Genomic DNA, 16,525 nt, shown 5'->3' with positions numbered 1-16,525 from the left:
TTACCCTACCCAGCGGTTTGCGAGGAACCATGCATAACGGGGCGAAACCGCCCAGCACCGCGGTATTGGTGTTCGGTGATCGGCCGGTGCCCGCCGCGTTGACCGGCCTGCCGACACACCGACCCGGCGACTTCGACACCGCAGTGCGCTCCTACCGGCGGCTCGTCGTGATCGGCGATGACGCCGACCTGGCCGGCGTGCTGACCCGGCTGCTGCGCGCCGACCGGCTCGACATCGAGGTCGGCTACGCGCCGCGCCGGCGCACCAGGGCCTGCCGGGTGTATCGGTTGCCGGCCGGGTGCCGGGCGGCGCGGCGGGCGCGGCGGGGAACGGCCCATCGGGTGCCGCTGATCCGCGACGAGACCGGGACGGTGATCGTCGGCCGGGCCGGTTGGCTGCCGCTGGACCGGGCGCGGCTGCTCCGCGGCGAGGCGGTGGTCGACGACACCGTGTTGTTCGACGGCGATGTCGCCGGGGTGTTTATCGAGCCGACCCCGGAGTTGCCGGGCCTGCGGGCCGCCCTGGACACGAGACCGTGGCGCCGCTGGGTCAGCGGACGCGCCGCTCAGCTGGGCACCACCGGCGCCTCGGTGGTGCGCGATGGTGTCGCGGCACCCCGAGCGGTGCGAAGATCCGCGTTCTACCGCCACGTCGAGGGCTGGCTCCTGATCCGGTAGTTTTCGACCGGTGAGAGAGATGGGCCTGCACGAGTCGGTGCGACCCAGCCCGATCTTTCTGGGCCTGGTCGGGCTCACGGCCGTTGGCGGGGCGCTGGCATGGCTGGCCGGGGCCAGTGTGCGGCCATTGGCCTATGCCGGAGTGTTCATCTTCGTGATCGCCGGCTGGTTGGTCTCGCTGTGCCTGCACGAATTCGGGCATGCGTTCACCGCCTGGCGATTCGGCGACCACGACACCGCGGTACGCGGCTACCTGACTCTGGACCCGCGGCGCTACAGCCATCCGGCCATGTCGCTGCTGTTGCCGATGGTGTTCATCGCGTTGGGTGGAATCGGCCTGCCGGGCGCGGCGGTCTACCTGCGGACGTGGTTTATGACGCCGAGCCGTCGCAGTCTGGTCAGCCTGGCCGGACCGGCGGCCAACCTGGCGCTGGCGGTGCTGCTGCTGACCGCAACCCGGTTGCTCTATGACGAGCACCACTGGGTGCTGTGGGCCGGGGTGGCGTTCCTGGGCTTCCTGCAGATCATGGCGGTGGTGCTGAACCTGCTGCCGATCCCGGGCCTGGACGGTTACGACACCTTGGAGCCGCATCTGAGTCCGCAGACGCAGCGGGCGCTGGCGCCGGCCAAACAGTTCGGTGTCTTCATCCTGCTGTTCGTACTGTTGGCGCCGGTGTTGAACCAGTGGCTGTTCGGGCTGGTGGGCTGGCTTTTCGATTTCTCCGGTGTGCCGCACGTACTCGCGGCGGCCGGCAATTCGCTGACCCGCTTCTGGAGCCGCTGGATCTGACCCCGTTGCAATATATGCGTGATTGTGCATATATTGATGGCCATGGGTGCCGGTCACAATCACAGTCACACGACTACAGCGGCGAGCGCCTCGCGGATGATCCCCCGGATGGTCGTCGCCGCGGCCATCCTGGCGGCGTTTTTCGTGGTGGAACTGACCACGGCGCTGCTGATCAACTCGATCGCGTTGCTGGCCGACGCCGGACACATGCTCACCGACGTCGTCGCCGTGTTCATGGGGCTGGCCGCCGTCGTGCTGGCCAGGCGGGGCAGCTCGTCACCGGATCGCACCTATGGTTGGCATCGAGCCGAGGTGTTCACCGCGGTAGCCAACGCGGTGCTGCTGATCGGGGTCGCGCTGTTCATCCTCTACGAAGCGGTGAACCGTCTTCGCGAGACTCCCGCGGTGCCCGGGATGCCGATGATCGTGGTGGCGCTGGCGGGCCTGGTCGCCAACTTCGTCGTGGCGATGCTGTTGCGGTCCCACTCCGAGGGCAGCCTGGCGGTAAAGGGCGCCTACCTGGAAGTCGTGGCCGATACCGTCGGCAGCTTCGGCGTGTTGATCGCCGGCGTGGTGACCGTCACGACGCGCTGGCCCTATGCCGACGTGGTGATCGCCGTGCTGGTCGCGCTGTGGGTAGCGCCCAGGGCGCTGTCGCTGGCCCGCGCGGCATTGCGCATCCTTTCCGAGTCGTCGCCCAGCCACATCGACGTGTCGGAGCTTCGGTCGGCGCTGCGCTCCGTGGACGGTGTGACGGACGTGCACGATCTGCACGTGTGGACACTTTCGCCGGGTAAGGACATGGTCACAGCACACTTGACCAGCGGCGGCGAGTTGACCACCGTGCTGCGGGACGCGCGTGCGCTGCTCTACGCCCGGGGGCTGAAGCACGCCACCGTTCAGGTAGAGCTGCCCGAGGATGCCGGATACTGCGCGGCCAACCTGTAGCCATGAGCTGAACGCCTGATCCGGCCCGCTGCTCTGCAGCGGCGACTCGCTGGACGCAGTCGCGGTCTGCCAACCGGCACCGGTACCGAGGCCGGCGCGGACACGTGCTATGTCAAGTTCGCCGCCGTCAGCCCGAGGGCCCAAGCCGAACACGTCTTCGGCAGTTATTGGATGCCTGCGAAACGCTCGCCGTGCAACGGGGCATGCGCCGAGTGGAAGCCGGCGTCAACCTCAATCGTGGCCGGGCTTATCGGAGCATGCTCCGTCGCGGCTTCACGGCCGAGTCGTACGGCGTGTCGATGCACCGACCCGACGCACCTGCCTACAACCGGCCCGACACCTACGTCGTCGATGACCTGCGGTGACCAACCCGGTCAGAGGCCCAGCGCCGGGCGCGCCGCAGGGTCGCAGTCGTCCAGCAGGTCCAGGCACCGGTCGTACTCGTCGGTTTCCCCGATGGCGTCGGCGGCCCGCGCCAGCGCCGCCACACAGCGCAGGAAGCCTCGATTGGGCTGGTGCGAATACGGCACCGGACCGAAGCCCTTCCAGCCGTTGCGGCGCAACTTGTCCAGGCCCCGGTGGTAGCCCGTACGGGCGTAGGCGTAGGCGGTGATGGCCTTGTCGTCGCCGAGCGCCTCCTCGGCCAGCGCCGCCCAGGCCACCGACGCCGACGGATATGCGGCGGCGACGATGCCCGGGTTTTCTCCGGCCAGCAGCTCGGCCTCGGCGTCACTGTCGCCGGGAAGCAGGATCGGATCAGGCCCCAGAAGATCACCCATCGGCGTCATGACCCCTATTCTGCAACTTTTCCCATCCGCCCTATTCGGGCCGGTGGTCATTTCCCAAGGACCCCCGCCCCACCTCGGCGATCAGGCGAATCGGGGGCCGAATCGCTAAGCTCCGAACTACCCACTCGATAGCGGGAGGACAACAGCGCTTATGCCCAACGCACCCGAACCCGACCGCGGCGACACCGAAACCGGGGACCAATCGGCCGGCAATGAAGGCGCCGCAGGCACCGAGGGCCAGCCTCTGATCCCCGACGACGCCGAAACCGAGACCGTGGTGATCTCCACTTCCGACCCGGAGGACAACCCGGGATCGGCAAACGCGGACCTGCCGCGCGAACGCCGCTTTACCGCCCCGGGCTTCGACGCCAAGGAGACCCAGGTCATCGCCACCTCTCCCGAGCCGGCCACCGAGGTCTTCCACACCTCCCCGGCACCGCCCGGTCCCCCGCCGCCGATCGGCGTACCACCGAAAACCGCAATGCCACAGTCGATTCCGCCGCGAGGCGGCAAGCCGCCATTGAGACAACGCAACTGGGGCTGGGTGCTGGCGATCGTCGTGATCGTGCTGGCGGTCGCGGCCATCGCCATCCTGGGCACAGTGCTGTTCACCCGCGGCAAGCACTCAAAGGTGTCGCAGGAAGAGCAGGTGCGGCAAACAATTCAGAGCTTCGACGTGGCAATCCAGACCGGCGACCTGACCACGCTTCGCAGCATCACCTGCGGCACCACCCGCGACGGCTACGTGGACTACGACGGACGCTCCTGGGGCGAAACCTATCGACGGGTTTCGGCGGCCAAGCAGTATCCGGTCATCGCCAGCATCGACCAGGTTGTCGTCAACGGTCAGCACGCGGAAGCCAATGTCACCACTTTCATGGCCTACGACCCGCAGGTGCGCTCGACGCGCAGCCTCGACCTGCAGTTCCGCGACGACCAGTGGAAGATCTGCCAGTCCCCGAGCAACTAGCGCGCGATCTCCGCGCGATCTCCGCGCGAGCAGCGCGCGATCTCCGCGCGAGCAGTCACAGAATCGCAGGCCACGTAGCGGATTTGTGCGAGTCTGTGTCTGCTCACGGAGTCGAAATCAGCCGCCCAGCGACTTTCCGGCGCAGTGCAGGTCGTTGCAGGCCTCGATCACCCGCTCGGTCATCGAAGCCTCGGCCTTCTTGAGGTAGCTGCGCGGGTCGTAGACCTTCTTGACCCCCACTTCGCCGTCGACCTTCAGCACGCCGTCGTAGTTGGTGAACATGTGCCCGACGATCGGCCGGGTGAACGCGTACTGGGTGTCGGTGTCGACGTTCATCTTCACCACCCCGTAGCGCAGTGCCTCCTCGATCTCGGACTTCAGCGAGCCGGACCCGCCGTGGAAGACGAAATCGAACGGCTTGGCGTCCTCGGGCAACCCGAGCTTGGCCGCCGCCACCTTCTGCCCCTGGGCCAGGATGTCGGGACGTAGCTTGACGTTGCCGGGCTTGTAGACGCCGTGCACGTTGCCGAACGTCGCGGCCAGCAGGTACTTGCCGTGCTCGCCGGCGCCGAGCGCGTCGATGGTTTTCTCGAAATCGTCCGGGGTGGTGTAGAGCTTGTCGTTGATCTCGTTGGCGACGCCGTCCTCTTCGCCGCCCACCACGCCGATCTCGATCTCGAGAATGATCTTGGCGGCCGCCGCCGCTTTGAGCAGCTCCTGGGCGATCACCAGGTTCTCGTCGATTCGCACCGCCGAGCCGTCCCACATGTGCGACTGGAACAGCGGATTGCCGCCCTTGCTCACCCGCTCCGACGACAGAGCCAGCAGCGGCCGCACATAGCCGTCGAGTTTGTCCTTGGGGCAATGATCGGTGTGCAGCGCGACGTTGATCGGGTACTTGGCCGCGACGACGTCGGCGAACTCGGCCAGTGCAACCGCGCCGGTGACCATGTCCTTGACGCCGAGGCCGGAGCCGAACTCCGCACCTCCGGTGGAGAACTGGATGATGCCGTCACTGCCGGCGTCGGCAAAACCTTTGAGCGCCGCGTTGATGGTCTCCGACGACGTGCAGTTGATCGCCGGAAACGCATACGCGTTCTCCTTGGCACGGCCCAGCATCTCGGCGTAGACCTCGGGCGTTGCGATGGGCATGGAACTTCCTCCTCGAAGAATGCTGGGTGTACTCAGTATTGCAACACCGGAGTTTGTGTCCAGGCCAGAGGGTCACGGCCGGTATGTTGGGACATCGTGAACACCGCCGTGACGGCCCTGCCGGACATCCTGGACCCGATGTACTGGTTGGGCGCCGACGGGGTTTTCGGATCCGCCGTGCTGCCCGGGATCCTGATCATCATCTTCATCGAGACCGGCCTGTTGTTTCCGCTGCTGCCAGGGGAATCGCTGCTGTTCACCGGCGGACTGTTGGCCGCCAGCACCAACCCGCCGGTTACCATCGGGGTGCTCGCCCCGGCCGTAGCTGTGGTGGCGGTGCTCGGCGATCAGAACGCGTACTTCATCGGCCGCCGGATCGGGCCGGCGCTGTTCAAGAAGGAAGATTCGCGGTTCTTCAAAAAGCACTATGTGACCGAGTCGCATGCATTCTTCGAAAAATACGGGCCCTGGACAGTCATCCTGGCCCGCTTCGTGCCGTTCGCGCGAACCTTCGTGCCGGTGGTCGCCGGGGTGTCCTACATGCGCTATCCGGTATTTCTGGCGTTTGACATCGTCGGGGGTATCACCTGGGGGGCCGGTGTGACGCTGGCCGGATACTTCCTGGGCAACGTGCCGTTCGTGCACCACAACCTGCAGAAAATCATCCTGGGCATTCTGTTCGTCTCGCTGCTGCCGGCGATGACGGCGGCCTGGCGTACCTACCGGTCACGGCGGCGGGACGAGGACGAGGCCGCTCTACCCGAGTGAGCTGACGACGGCGACGCTGTGGGCGGCCTCCATCAGCATCCAGCCCGACAGCTGTACCGACAGATCGCGTTCCGGGATCTCGGAGCTGTTCACCGCCCCCGCTACGAACTGCGCCTGCTGTCCGCCCGCGGTGGGCAGTTCGGCGTCACGGTCCCAGAACGCCCCGAATACCGGCAACCCGTCGACCGTTTGCCGGTAGTCCCACGCTGATTTCGCCGACGACAGCACTATCTTGGCGGCGGTGCGGCGAGCCGCGACGTTGGCGGCGGAGTCGCCCGGCAACGTGGTGGCCACCAGCGCCAGGTAGCGAGCGGTGATACCGCCGAACAGACCGCCGTCGCCGCCGCCGGCGCCGCGCAGCACACCCGCCGGCGCCATGTGCTGGTCCACGGCGATGACCAGCCGGTGTACCCGGGCGAAGTGCCGCTGGTCGCCGGTGCGGGCCGCCAATTCGGTCTCCAGGCCGAGCACCACGCCCTGGCAGTAGGTGTACTGGGCACGGACCAACGACCCGTCTTTGATGCCGTCGAACACCAGCTGCGTCTCCGGATCGATCAGCGTGCGGTCGATCCAGTCGGCCATTCGCTGGGCCCGCTCGAGCCAGTCGTCATAACGGGCCAGGAATATCCCGGCCGGGCCGTTGGCGGGGGCGTTGAAGAACCGGTCCTGCTTGCGCCACGGGATGCCGCCGCCGTCCTCGGGTGCCCATGCCTTGACAAACTGGGCGGCCAGCTTCGGCAGCGCGCGCCGCCGCTGCACCCCGGCGATCCGGGCGGCACGCTCCAGGGCCAGCGCCAGCCACGCCATGTCGTCGTAATAGCTGTTGGTCCAGGAGAAGTTGTTGCGCAGCCGATGCGAGCGGACCTGCCGGTTGATGCTGGTGTGCCGCTGCGGCTGTGGGTCCCGCAGCTGTGCATCGAGCAGGCAATCCAGCAGATGGGCCTGCCACCAGTAGTGCCAGGTGCCGAACAGTCGGTCATTGCGGGCCGCCGGCCAGGCCACCACGCCCAGCTGCGTCCCCGGCATCGCCCAAAGTCGTCTGAGGTGCCGCTGGGTGACGGCGGCTTCGGAGGTGGCGGCCCGGTTGGCCCAGAGCTGGTCCATGCCTGCCGACCCTATCGAGCGCCGGCAAGCGCGAACAGTTGACGCAGGCCGGCCAGTGAGTGCGCGGACAGAAAAAGATCGCAATAGGGCAGCGCCACCGCCATCGAACCGGTCAGCGGCCGGAACTTCGCCTGCGCGACGCGCGGGTTGAGCCAGATCAGCAGCTCGGCGCGGCGACGCACCCGGGCCAGCGCGTGGTCCAGCACGTCGGGAGGATCGCTGTCCCAGCCGTCGGAGGCGATGATGACCACCGCACCGCGCAACGCATTGCCGTAGGGCGGGGCCAACAGGGCGCCGACGCTGCGGCCGATGAACGTGCCGCCGTAGCGGTCGGTCACCTTGGCGTTGGCCCGTTGCAGCGCGACCTCGGCCGAGCGGTGCGACAACACCGCGGTGAGCCGGGTCAGGGACGTCGAGAAGGCGAACACCTCGGGCCGGACTCCCGCCTGCTGCAGCGCTGCGGCTCGCATCAGATGCAGATAGATCGCGGCGTAGGGCTGCATCGACCGGCTCACATCGCAGACCAGCACAATCCGCCGGTGTCGGCGGCGCGGCCTGCTTCGCGCCAGCAGCATCGCCTCCCAGCCGGTCGACCGCGACGCGTTGATGGTCGCGCGCAGATCGATGCGCTTACCGTGCCGGCTGGACTCCAACCGCAGGCTGCGCCGACGCGGCCAGCGTTGCACCGCGGTCTCCAGCCAATCCCCGAGGAGCCTGAGGTCGTCGGGATCGAACCGGTCGAACGGTTCGTCGGCCAGGGCAGCGATGCGGCTGGGCAGGTACTCGGGCAGGTGGACACTGGGGCCGGGGGCGCCGGTCTCTTCGGGGCTGGTCCGGGTGGCCCAGGGCAGCGTGTCGGCGCCAGCGCCGGATCGGCTGCCGGCGCGGTGCACGGTCCCGGCCACGGGGGTACGGGGGCCGGCAAGTGGCAGCGACGGCGCGGGCGGCCCGGCGGCATCAACGTCGATGGCGCCAAACACCGCGGTAAACACCGCATCGAAAGCGACCAGATCTTCCATTCGGTTCACCAGAGTCAACCGGGCGGCCCAGTACAGCGTCGCCGCGGTGTGCGGCACCAGCTGGCGCAGCGCCTGCACGAAACTTGCTGGGCCGCTTGCGGATACGTGCACCCCGGCGCTGCGCAGCCGTGCCACCATTGCGGCCGCGAACGCCGCCAGATCGACGCCCCGCAACAACGGCGTGTTGATGGGCGTGTTCATGTCGTCAGCGTCGCCGGCGCAGCACCCAGAGCAGCACCAGCACGGCCGTCACCGCCAGCGCCACCGCAGCGTACTTCTTCAGCCGGTCGGCGCCGGCCAGCTCCAGTAGGTCAATCGGAGCGGTTTCGGCGGCGGCAGTGCTTGCCAAGCGCGCGGGGCCGGTCGGCAGCTCGGGGCCGGTCGCGGTTGCCGGGCCCGAGGCCGCAAGTTCAGCTTCCAGCGAATCGACGAACTGGCTCAGCAACTTCTCTGAAACCTGCTGCAGCATTCCGCTGCCGAACTGGGCCAGCTTGCCGACGATCTTCAGGTCGGTGACGACGGTCACCTGGGTACGCTCGCCCGCCTCGTGCAGCTGGGCGGTGACGGTGGCGGCGGCGTTGCCGGTGCCCCGGGCCTCCTTGCCCTTGGCGTCGATCACCGCGCGGTGCTGGTCGCGGTCCTGCTCGACGAAATGCACTCGGCCGCTGAATTCGCTGGTGACCGGACCCACCTTGACCTTGACCTTGCCGAGGTAGTCGTCGCCGTCGTGGCCGGTCAGTTGCGCCCCGGGCATCAGCGGGATCACCTTCTCGAGGTCGCACAGCACGTCCCAGGCCTGTTCGATCGGGGCGCTGACGCTGAACTCGTTGGCGATCTTCATGCTGTGGGTCCTCTCATGTCCGGCTGCACTCGATGAAAGCGGTGTACGCGTCACGAATCAGCGTACGGTCGTCGGGTGTCTTGGCCAGCGCCCCCAGGCTGGCGAGCGCCACCGGAACCGATTCGTCCTGCAGGTCGGCGACGCCGAGCGTCACCAGGGCGGCGACCCAGTCGATGGTCTCGGCCACGCCCGGCGGCTTGTCCAGGTCGAGATCGCGTGTGCGGCCGACGAATTGGGTGGCGTGCTGGATCAGCGGCGCGGTGGCCCCGGGCACCGTCCGGCGGACGATCGCGGCGGCGCGGGCCGGCTCCGGGTAGTCGATCCAGTGGTACAGGCAACGTCGTCGCAGGGCATCGTGCAGGTCGCGGCTGCGGTTAGAGGTGAGCACCGCGACCGGCGGCCGCTCGGCGACGAAGGTGCCCAACTCCGGGACGGTGACGGCGGATTCGCCGAGGAATTCCAGTAGCAGCGCCTCGAATTCGTCATCGGCGCGGTCGATTTCGTCGATCAGCAGCACCGGTGGGGCCGGGCCGCGATGGCGGACACAGCGCAGGATGGGCCGGTCCACGAGGTAGGCCTCGGTGTAGAGGTCTGCCTCCTGAATCCCGGTGCCCTGTGCTTCGGCGAGCCGGATGGCGAGCAGCTGGCGCTGGTAGTTCCAGTCGTACAGAGCCTCGCTCGCGGTCAGCCCCTCATAACACTGCAGCCGGACCAGGGTGGTATCCAACACCGCCGCGAGGGTTTTGGCGGCTGTCGTCTTGCCGACGCCCGGTTCGCCTTCCAGCAGCAGCGGTCTGCCGAGGGTGACCGCGAGATAGATCGCCGAGGCGGTCCCCATGTCGAGCAGGTAGTCATGCGCGTCGAACCGGTGGACGACGTCGTCGGGGTCGGTGAACATCACGATGTCACCAGCCGCTGGTAGTCGTCCCAGGTGTCCACGTCGAGCGGCACCGGACCGTCGACCGTGAGTTCGCGCACCTGGTGCCGGCCCGACTCCATCAGCTTCCACACCCCCTTGTCGCCGTGTAGTTGCGCCAGCTCACCGAAGATGGTGCGGCTCAGCCAGAATGGATGTCCGATGCCGTCGGCATAGCGGCACACCATGATTTCGGCCGCCGGTCCTCGGGTCGCCAGCTGCCGCAACGTCGCGGGGTCCACGCCCGGCTGGTCGCCCAGCATCAGCACGATGCCGGCGGCCTGCGGGTCCACCCGTTGCAACGCCTCCCGCAGCGACGCCGAACACCCGGCCCCGTGGTCGTCGGTGACCACCACGTCGACCCCGGCCAGCGGCACCGTGTCACGCACCTTCTCGGCGGCACCGCCCAGAACGACGATCAGCTGATCGAATCCGGCGCCGCGAGCGACATCCAGGGTCGCCCCCAGCAGCGTCGTATCCCGGTACGGCAGTAGCTGTTTGGACGTGCCCAGCCGTCGAGAACTGCCGGCGGCCAGCACGACACCGGTGACCGTCATCCGACCGGCCGGTTTGCGAATGCGGCGCGGCATTCCGAACCGCAGAACCAGTAGTCGGCGCCTTCTCGCTGCAGGTGTTCGGTCGAGCGCCCGACGGTCACCGTCATGCCGCATACCGGGTCGACCGCCTCCGGCGGCGCGGTTGCGGGCACGCTCAAATTGCCCTTGCGCAGGGCGGCGATCAGCTCGGCGGCGATCGACACCGCGATCTCCGCCGGGGTCTTGGCGCCGATCGGCAATCCGACCGGCGTGTGGATGCGGGCCCGCTCGGTCTCGGACAGGTCCAGCGAGCTCAGGATCGAGGCGCCGCGGACCTTGCTGGCTACCAGGCCGATATACCCGACGCCGTTATCCAGTGCGGCACGGATGATTTCGGCCTCCGGGCCACCGTGGCTGGCGATCACGAGGGCAGTCGGCACGGCGGTGGCGGCAACCGGCTCGGTGTCGCGCCGCGCGTCGTAGCCAAGCACGCCACACAGCTGGATCAGCGCGTCCGCTATCGGCGTGGCGCCGTAGACCCGGATCAGCGGCGCCGGCAGCTGCGGGGTCAAGAAGATCTCCAGCGCCCCACCGGACAAGCACGGGTTGACCACCACGCAGGCGCCGGCCGCTTCCGGAAAGTGCACGTCGCCGTCGGGAAGGACCCGCAGCAGCACACTTTCGCCGGCCTGCAATGCGCCCAGCGCCGCCTTGCGGACCGAGTTCTGCGCGCACTGGCCGCCGACGAAACCTTCGATTGTGCCGTCCGCCAACAGTATTGCCTCGTCACCCGGATACGCGGAGGCGGGCGGCTGGGCCCGCACCACGGTCGCGTGCACGAACGGTGTCCGTGCCGCCAGTAGTTGCTGAGCCCGTTCGCTGATGGTCATCTCCGGCTCCCCGCTAAATCGGTGGCCTAGCCCGGCCCTGCATGGCCTCCCACACCCGCGATGGTGTCAGCGGCATGTCGGCGTGCCGAACTCCGAACGGCGCCAACGCATCCACCACCGCGTTCACCACAGCCGGCGGGGATCCGACGGTCGCGGACTCGCCGATGCCCTTGGCGCCGATCGGGTGATGGGGTGACGGCGTGACGGTGTGGCCGGTCTCCAGGTGTGGCACCTCGAGCGCGGTCGGGATCAGGTAGTCCATCAGCGAGCCGCCCAGGCAGTTTCCGTCCTCGTCGAAGGCGATCATCTCCATCAGAGCCATCCCGATGCCGTCGACGACACCGCCGTGCACCTGGCCCTCGATGATCATCGGGTTGATCCGGGTGCCGCAGTCATCCACGGCCAGGAACCGGCGCACCTTCACCACTCCGGTGCCCGGATCGACGTCCACCACACAGAAATACGCGCCGTAGGGGTAGGTCAGGTTCGACGGGTTGTAGCACACCTCAGCGGCCAGCCCGCCCTCGATGCCGTCGGGCAGATCACCGGCGCCGTGGGCACGCATCGCGATGTCCTGGATAGTCACCGACGCCGACGGGTCACCCTTGACGTGGAACTTGCCCTTCTCCCATTCCAAGTCGGCCACCGAGACTTCCAGCATGCCCGAGGCGATGATCTTGGCCTTGTCGCGCACTTTGCGGGCCACCAGAGCAGCGGCCCCACCCGATACCGGGGTCGAGCGGCTACCGTAGGTGCCCAGCCCGAACGGGGTTTGGTCGGTGTCGCCGTGCACCACCTCGATATCGTCGGGCGGAATCCCGAGCTCCTCGGCGACGATTTGCGCGAACGTCGTCTCGTGACCCTGGCCCTGCGTCTGAACCGAAAGCCGCACAACGGCTTTGCCCGTCGGATGCACCCGCAGCTCGCAGCCGTCGGCCATGCCGAGGCCGAGAATGTCCATGTCCTTGCGCGGCCCGGCGCCCACAGCCTCGGTGAAGAACGACATGCCGATGCCCATCAGCTCGCCTTGCTGCCTTCTGCGCCGTTGTTCCTCGCGTAACGCGTGGTAGCCGATCATGTCCATGGCCTTGCGCATGGTGGCCTCGTAGTCACCCGAGTCGTACACCCAGCCCGTCTTGGTGGTGTACGGGAATTGCTCGGGCTTCAACAGGTTTCGCAGTCGCAGCTCGGCCGGGTCCATCTTCAGCTCGAAGGCCAGACAGTCCACCAGCCGCTCGACGAAGTACACCGCCTCGGTGATCCGGAAGGAGCACGCATAGGCCACCCCGCCGGGCGCCTTGTTGGTGTACACCGCCGTCATGTGGCAGTAGGCGGCTTCCAGGTCGTAGCTGCCGGTGAACACCCCGAAGAAGCCGGCCGGGTACTTCGTCGGCGCCGCCTGGCCGTTGAACGCGCCGTGGTCAGCCAGCACGTTGCTGCGGATTGCGAGAATCTTGCCGTCCTTGGTGGCCGCGATCTCGCCGACCATGATGTAGTCGCGCGCGAAGCTGGTGGAGGTCAGGTTCTCGCTGCGGTCCTCCATCCACTTGACGGGCTTGCCCAACACCAGCGAGCCGACGATCGCGCACACATAGCCGGGGTAGATCGGCACCTTGTTGCCGAAGCCGCCGCCGATGTCGGGCGAGATGACCCGGATCTTGTGTTCGGGCAGGCCGGCAACCAATGCGTACAGCGTGCGGTGCGCGTGCGGCGCCTGCGAGGTGGTCCACAGTGTCAGCTTGCCGGTGACCGGATCCAAATCAGCCACCGCACCGCAGGTTTCCATCGGCGCGGGGTGTACCCGCGGATAGACCATCTCCTGCTTGACGACCACATCGGCCATGGCGAACACCGCTTCGGTGGCGGCCGCGTCGCCGGTCTCCCAGTCGAAGATATGGTTGTCTTTCTTGCCTTCCAGATCGGTGCGGATCACCGGCGCGGTCGGGTCGAGCGCCTTCCGGACGTCCACGACAGGATCGAGCGGGTCGTACTCGACGTCGATGAGCTCCAGCGCATCGCGGGCCGAATACCGGTCTTCGGCAACGACGAACGCCACCTCTTGGCCCTGGAAGCGCACCTTGTCGGTGGCTAGCACGGCCTGCACGTCATTAGCCAGTGTCGGCATCCACGCCAGGCCCTTCTCCGCCAGGTCGGCGCCGGTCACCACCGCCTTGACCTTCGGATGGGCAAGGGCCGCAGTGGTGTCGATACTGACGATGCGGGCGTGCGCATACGGGGAGCGCAGAATCGCCAGGTGCAGCATGCCGGGCAGCGTGACGTCGTCGACGTAGGTGCCGCGGCCGCGGATGAAACGGGGATCTTCCTTGCGCAGCATCCGGCCGTGGCCGCACGGCTTCTGGTCGTTGTCAGCGGTGTCCTCCGGCCGTCCCTCGGGGGCCGGCGGGCGTGACTCGATGGTGGTCATGACTCTGCCTTTGCGGTCTGGTGCTGGGCGGCCCATTGGATGGAGCGCACGATTGTCGTGTATCCGGTGCACCGGCAGATCTGCCCGGAAATCGCCTCCCGGATGGTCTGCTCGTCAGGATTGGGGTTGCGGTCCAGCAGCGCCCGGGCGGTGATCATCATTCCCGGTGTGCAAAAGCCGCATTGCAACCCGTGGCAACGCATAAACCCTTCCTGCACGGGGTCGAGTGATCCGTCAAGCCCCGCCAATCCTTCAACGGTTCGCACGCTGTGCCCGGACGCCATGACGGCCAGCATCGTGCACGACTTCACCGGGACGCCGTCGACGTCGACCACGCACGTTCCACAGTTGCTGGTGTCGCAGCCCCAGTGAGTTCCGGTGAGCCCCAACTGATCCCGCAGGAAATGCACCAGCAGCATCCGGGGTTCGACCTCGGCGGTGACCTGTTCGCCGTTGACGGTCATGGTTACCTGCATGGCTAGTTCCCTTCCGGCTCGGGGATGTTGTGCACCCGCTCGGTCGCGGTGCGCAGCGTGCGGATGGTTAATTCGGACGCCAGGTGCCGCTTGTACTCGGCGGTGCCGCGAATATCGGTCACCGGATCGCAGGCTTGGCTTGCTTGCCGGCCCGCCTCGGCGAAGGTTTCCTCGGTGGCCGGCCGGCCCACCAGCGCCTGGGAAAGCTCGGCGAGCGCTGTCCGATTGGGATTCACCGCGGTGAGACCCACCCGGACGGCGGCGATGGTGCCGCCGTCAAGCGTGATCGACGCACCGGCCGCGGTGACGGCCCAATCACCTACCCGCCGTTCAACTTTTGCATAGGCGCTGGAGGTGTTGTGCCGCACCGGGATACGTACCTCGACCAGGATCTCGTTGTGCGCCACCGCGGTCTCGTATGGTCCCACCATGAAGTCGTCGATCGCTATCTCACGCTCGCCCGACGGCCCCCGCGCCAGGCATACGGCGTCCAGCACCGTGCATACCGTCGACAGGTCTTCGGCCGGATCGGCCTGACACAGCGAACCGCCCAGGGTACCGCGGTTGCGGACCACCGGGTCGGCGATCACGCGTTCGGCATCGCGAAAGATCGGGCACACCGCCGCCAGCGTGTCCGACTCCAGGATCTCGCGGTGCCGGGTCATGGCGCCGATGCGCACCAGGGTCGGGTCGGTGATCACGTATCCGAGTTCGGGCACCAGGTCGTTGATGTCGACCAGATATTCCGGGTTGGCGATACGCAGCTTCATCATCGGCAGCAGGCTGTGGCCGCCGGCGACCACTCGCGCCCCCTCCCCCAACCGATCCAGTAATCCGATGGCGTGGTCGACACTGGTCGCACGCTCGTATTCGAAGGGCCCAGGTACTTGCATGGGCCTCAGTGTCAGCCGTTACCGAACAGCCGTCAATATCGAGTTAAGTGATCCCTGAACTCGCCTTCTACCTGCGCGTCATGGTGGATCCGACCACCGGTCTCGGCCAGCGGGCGCCCGCCTCCTCCCCACCGCCGGGCGATGATGTCGGCGGCGATCGACACCGCCGTCTCCTCGGGCGTACGGGCCCCCAGGTCCAGCCCGATCGGGCTGGACAACCGGCCCAGTTCGGTGTCGGTCAGGCCCACCGCCCGCAGCCGCCGCAACCGGTCGTCATGCGTCCGGCGCGATCCCATCGCCCCGACATACCCGACGCGGGGCAGCCGCAGCGCCACCCCGAGCAGCGGCACGTCGAACTTCGGATCGTGGGTGAGCACGCAGATCACCGTGCGCTCGTCGACGGCACCCGCCTCCGCCTGAGCAGCCAGGTAGCGGTGCGGCCACTCGACGACGACCTCGTCGGCCGTCGGAAAGCGCACCGACGTGGCAAAGACGGCGCGAGCGTCGCAGACGGTGACCCGATAGCCCAGGAACGATCCCTGCCGCGCCAGGGCAGCGGCGAAGTCGATCGCGCCGAACACCAGCATCCGCGGGCGCGGCGCGTAGCTGGACACGAAGACCTCCATCCCTTCGCCCCGGCGTTGCCCGTCGGGGCCGTACTCGAGAATTTCGTTGCGCCCCAGCGCAAGCAGACCGCGCGCGTCGTCGGTGACCGCAGCGTCGGCACGCTCGGAACCCAGCGAACCGGCAATCGTGTCGGGATGCACGACAAGCCGCCGGCCCACCCATTGGGTGTCCGGGTGGGTGATCACGGTCGCGATCGCGACCGGCCGATGGGCGGCGATGTCCCGGGCCACCGCGCCGAGTTCGGGAAACGTTGTCTGCGAGACGGATTCGACGAAGACGTCGATGATGCCGCCACAGGTCAGGCCCACCGCGAAGGCGTCATCGTCGCTGACACCGTACCGTTCCAGCCGGGGTGTCCCGCTGTGTACCACCTTGGTGGCGAGTTCGTAGACAGCACCTTCCACGCAACCACCCGACACCGACCCGCTCACCGAACCGTCGGGCGCTACCACCATCGCCGCACCCGGGGGCCGGGGCGCGGACCGCAATGTCCGCACGACCGTCGCCAACCCCGCGGTAGCACCGGCGCGCCAGATCGGCAGCAGCTCGGCAAGCACGTCACGCACCCCCTTAAACTAAGTGGTCGCGCCCGTAAGTTCGTCGGGGGTCGCATTCAGGCTGCTCGGGGCTGGATCGGATTGTGCTGGGGTTCGTGGTTGTCGAGCTTGGTCAGCAGGTCGTTCAGGTCGGTGGTGGTGAACTTCC

General features: G+C 67.6%; 18 protein-coding genes. 6 read left to right on the top strand and 12 right to left on the bottom strand.

Going from position 1 to position 16,525, the window contains the following annotated elements; genetic code table 11:
• Positions 1-29 precede the first annotated feature (29 nt).
• The 4 genes from EET03_RS02070 to EET03_RS30015 all read left to right on the top strand — a co-directional run bounded on the left by EET03_RS02070 (position 30) and on the right by EET03_RS30015 (position 2,780).
• Positions 30-677: a peptidase M50 gene (locus tag EET03_RS02070; protein ID WP_075544269.1), complete on the top strand. Its 648-nt coding sequence runs from the start codon at positions 30-32 to the stop codon at positions 675-677.
• A gap of 19 nt (positions 678-696) precedes the next feature.
• On the top strand, positions 697-1,467 hold the full coding sequence (locus EET03_RS02065) for a site-2 protease family protein (protein WP_075544270.1): 771 nt from the start codon (positions 697-699) through the stop codon (positions 1,465-1,467).
• A 42-nt stretch (positions 1,468-1,509) separates the two neighbouring features.
• Entirely contained in the window at positions 1,510-2,415 is a 906-nt protein-coding gene (locus tag EET03_RS02060) for a cation diffusion facilitator family transporter (protein ID WP_075544271.1), read from the top strand.
• Positions 2,416-2,618: 203 nt separating this feature from the next.
• Complete coding sequence (locus EET03_RS30015) at positions 2,619-2,780, top strand: hypothetical protein (RefSeq protein ID WP_167470569.1); 162 nt, start codon at positions 2,619-2,621, stop codon at positions 2,778-2,780.
• Between the two features lie 9 nt (positions 2,781-2,789).
• Here EET03_RS30015 and EET03_RS02050 read toward each other — a convergent pair whose 3' ends face one another.
• Entirely contained in the window at positions 2,790-3,203 is a 414-nt protein-coding gene (locus tag EET03_RS02050; protein WP_075544272.1) for a DUF3151 domain-containing protein, read from the bottom strand.
• A gap of 151 nt (positions 3,204-3,354) precedes the next feature.
• On the opposite strand from EET03_RS02050, the gene EET03_RS02045 reads away from it, so the two are divergent.
• Entirely contained in the window at positions 3,355-4,173 is an 819-nt protein-coding gene (locus EET03_RS02045; RefSeq protein WP_099193919.1) for an Rv0361 family membrane protein, read from the top strand.
• A gap of 117 nt (positions 4,174-4,290) precedes the next feature.
• Here EET03_RS02045 and fbaA read toward each other — a convergent pair whose 3' ends face one another.
• Positions 4,291-5,325 carry a class II fructose-bisphosphate aldolase gene (fbaA, locus tag EET03_RS02040; RefSeq protein ID WP_075544274.1) on the bottom strand — a complete coding sequence of 345 codons (1,035 nt, stop codon included), beginning with the start codon at positions 5,323-5,325 and terminating at the stop codon, positions 4,291-4,293.
• A gap of 96 nt (positions 5,326-5,421) precedes the next feature.
• Between fbaA and EET03_RS02035 the strand changes: the two genes are divergently transcribed.
• The gene (locus tag EET03_RS02035; protein ID WP_075544275.1) at positions 5,422-6,093 is read left to right on the top strand and encodes a VTT domain-containing protein; all 672 of its coding nucleotides are present in this window, start codon (positions 5,422-5,424) and stop codon (positions 6,091-6,093) included.
• On the opposite strand, the gene EET03_RS02030 is transcribed toward EET03_RS02035, so the two are convergent.
• From EET03_RS02030 to EET03_RS01985, 10 genes are read right to left on the bottom strand one after another with little or no spacing between them, the layout of a single operon-like run.
• Positions 6,082-7,197, bottom strand: a complete 1,116-nt coding sequence (locus EET03_RS02030; protein WP_075544276.1) for a glycoside hydrolase family 76 protein — start codon at positions 7,195-7,197, stop codon at positions 6,082-6,084. The genes EET03_RS02035 and EET03_RS02030 overlap by 12 nt on opposite strands.
• An 11-nt stretch (positions 7,198-7,208) precedes the next feature.
• On the bottom strand, positions 7,209-8,405 hold the full coding sequence (locus EET03_RS02025; RefSeq protein ID WP_425271492.1) for a vWA domain-containing protein: 1,197 nt from the start codon (positions 8,403-8,405) through the stop codon (positions 7,209-7,211).
• 16 nt (positions 8,406-8,421) lie between these two features.
• Positions 8,422-9,057: an SRPBCC family protein gene (locus EET03_RS02020; RefSeq protein ID WP_075544278.1), complete on the bottom strand. Its 636-nt coding sequence runs from the start codon at positions 9,055-9,057 to the stop codon at positions 8,422-8,424.
• A gap of 13 nt (positions 9,058-9,070) precedes the next feature.
• Complete coding sequence (locus EET03_RS02015) at positions 9,071-9,958, bottom strand: AAA family ATPase (protein ID WP_099193917.1); 888 nt, start codon at positions 9,956-9,958, stop codon at positions 9,071-9,073.
• On the bottom strand, positions 9,955-10,530 hold the full coding sequence (locus EET03_RS02010; RefSeq protein ID WP_075544286.1) for a nucleotidyltransferase family protein: 576 nt from the start codon (positions 10,528-10,530) through the stop codon (positions 9,955-9,957). Before EET03_RS02010 ends, EET03_RS02015 begins: the two co-directional genes overlap by 4 nt.
• Positions 10,527-11,399: an XdhC family protein gene (locus EET03_RS02005; protein WP_075544280.1), complete on the bottom strand. Its 873-nt coding sequence runs from the start codon at positions 11,397-11,399 to the stop codon at positions 10,527-10,529. Before EET03_RS02005 ends, EET03_RS02010 begins: the two co-directional genes overlap by 4 nt.
• A 13-nt stretch (positions 11,400-11,412) precedes the next feature.
• Positions 11,413-13,824, bottom strand: coding sequence for an aerobic carbon-monoxide dehydrogenase large subunit (locus tag EET03_RS02000; protein ID WP_075544281.1), 2,412 nt, complete (start codon positions 13,822-13,824; stop codon positions 11,413-11,415).
• Positions 13,821-14,300, bottom strand: a complete 480-nt coding sequence (locus tag EET03_RS01995) for a (2Fe-2S)-binding protein (RefSeq protein ID WP_063472104.1) — start codon at positions 14,298-14,300, stop codon at positions 13,821-13,823. Before EET03_RS01995 ends, EET03_RS02000 begins: the two co-directional genes overlap by 4 nt.
• A gap of 2 nt (positions 14,301-14,302) precedes the next feature.
• A complete protein-coding gene (locus EET03_RS01990) occupies positions 14,303-15,193 on the bottom strand; it encodes an FAD binding domain-containing protein (protein WP_075544282.1) in 891 nt (296 codons plus the stop codon).
• Between the two features lie 32 nt (positions 15,194-15,225).
• A complete protein-coding gene (locus tag EET03_RS01985; protein ID WP_075544283.1) occupies positions 15,226-16,386 on the bottom strand; it encodes an XdhC family protein in 1,161 nt (386 codons plus the stop codon).
• Positions 16,387-16,525: the final 139 nt, after the last annotated feature.

Source organism: Mycobacterium innocens (assembly GCF_900566055.1).
In the GTDB taxonomy this organism is placed as follows: Bacteria; Actinomycetota; Actinomycetes; order Mycobacteriales; family Mycobacteriaceae; genus Mycobacterium; species Mycobacterium innocens.
Note: the sequence above shows the minus strand (reverse complement) of the source record. Positions and strands in the feature narration are given on the sequence as shown.

Bases quoted from the DNA above. Each gene is read 5' to 3' on its own strand.
- EET03_RS02010 (WP_075544286.1), bottom strand. From the start codon at position 10,530: ATGACGGTCACCGGTGTCGTGCTGGCCGCCGGCAGTTCTCGACGGCTG.
- EET03_RS02070 (WP_075544269.1), top strand. From the start codon at position 30: ATGCATAACGGGGCGAAACCGCCCAGCACCGCGGTATTGGTGTTCGGT.
- EET03_RS30015 (WP_167470569.1), top strand. From the start codon at position 2,619: ATGCGCCGAGTGGAAGCCGGCGTCAACCTCAATCGTGGCCGGGCTTAT.
- EET03_RS02060 (WP_075544271.1), top strand. From the start codon at position 1,510: ATGGGTGCCGGTCACAATCACAGTCACACGACTACAGCGGCGAGCGCC.
- EET03_RS02065 (WP_075544270.1), top strand. From the start codon at position 697: ATGGGCCTGCACGAGTCGGTGCGACCCAGCCCGATCTTTCTGGGCCTG.
- EET03_RS02020 (WP_075544278.1), bottom strand. From the start codon at position 9,057: ATGAAGATCGCCAACGAGTTCAGCGTCAGCGCCCCGATCGAACAGGCC.
- EET03_RS01995 (WP_063472104.1), bottom strand. From the start codon at position 14,300: ATGCAGGTAACCATGACCGTCAACGGCGAACAGGTCACCGCCGAGGTC.
- fbaA (WP_075544274.1), bottom strand. From the start codon at position 5,325: ATGCCCATCGCAACGCCCGAGGTCTACGCCGAGATGCTGGGCCGTGCC.
- EET03_RS02030 (WP_075544276.1), bottom strand. From the start codon at position 7,197: ATGGACCAGCTCTGGGCCAACCGGGCCGCCACCTCCGAAGCCGCCGTC.
- EET03_RS02045 (WP_099193919.1), top strand. From the start codon at position 3,355: ATGCCCAACGCACCCGAACCCGACCGCGGCGACACCGAAACCGGGGAC.
- EET03_RS02000 (WP_075544281.1), bottom strand. From the start codon at position 13,824: ATGACCACCATCGAGTCACGCCCGCCGGCCCCCGAGGGACGGCCGGAG.
- EET03_RS01990 (WP_075544282.1), bottom strand. From the start codon at position 15,193: ATGCAAGTACCTGGGCCCTTCGAATACGAGCGTGCGACCAGTGTCGAC.
- EET03_RS02050 (WP_075544272.1), bottom strand. From the start codon at position 3,203: ATGACGCCGATGGGTGATCTTCTGGGGCCTGATCCGATCCTGCTTCCC.
- EET03_RS02005 (WP_075544280.1), bottom strand. From the start codon at position 11,399: ATGACCATCAGCGAACGGGCTCAGCAACTACTGGCGGCACGGACACCG.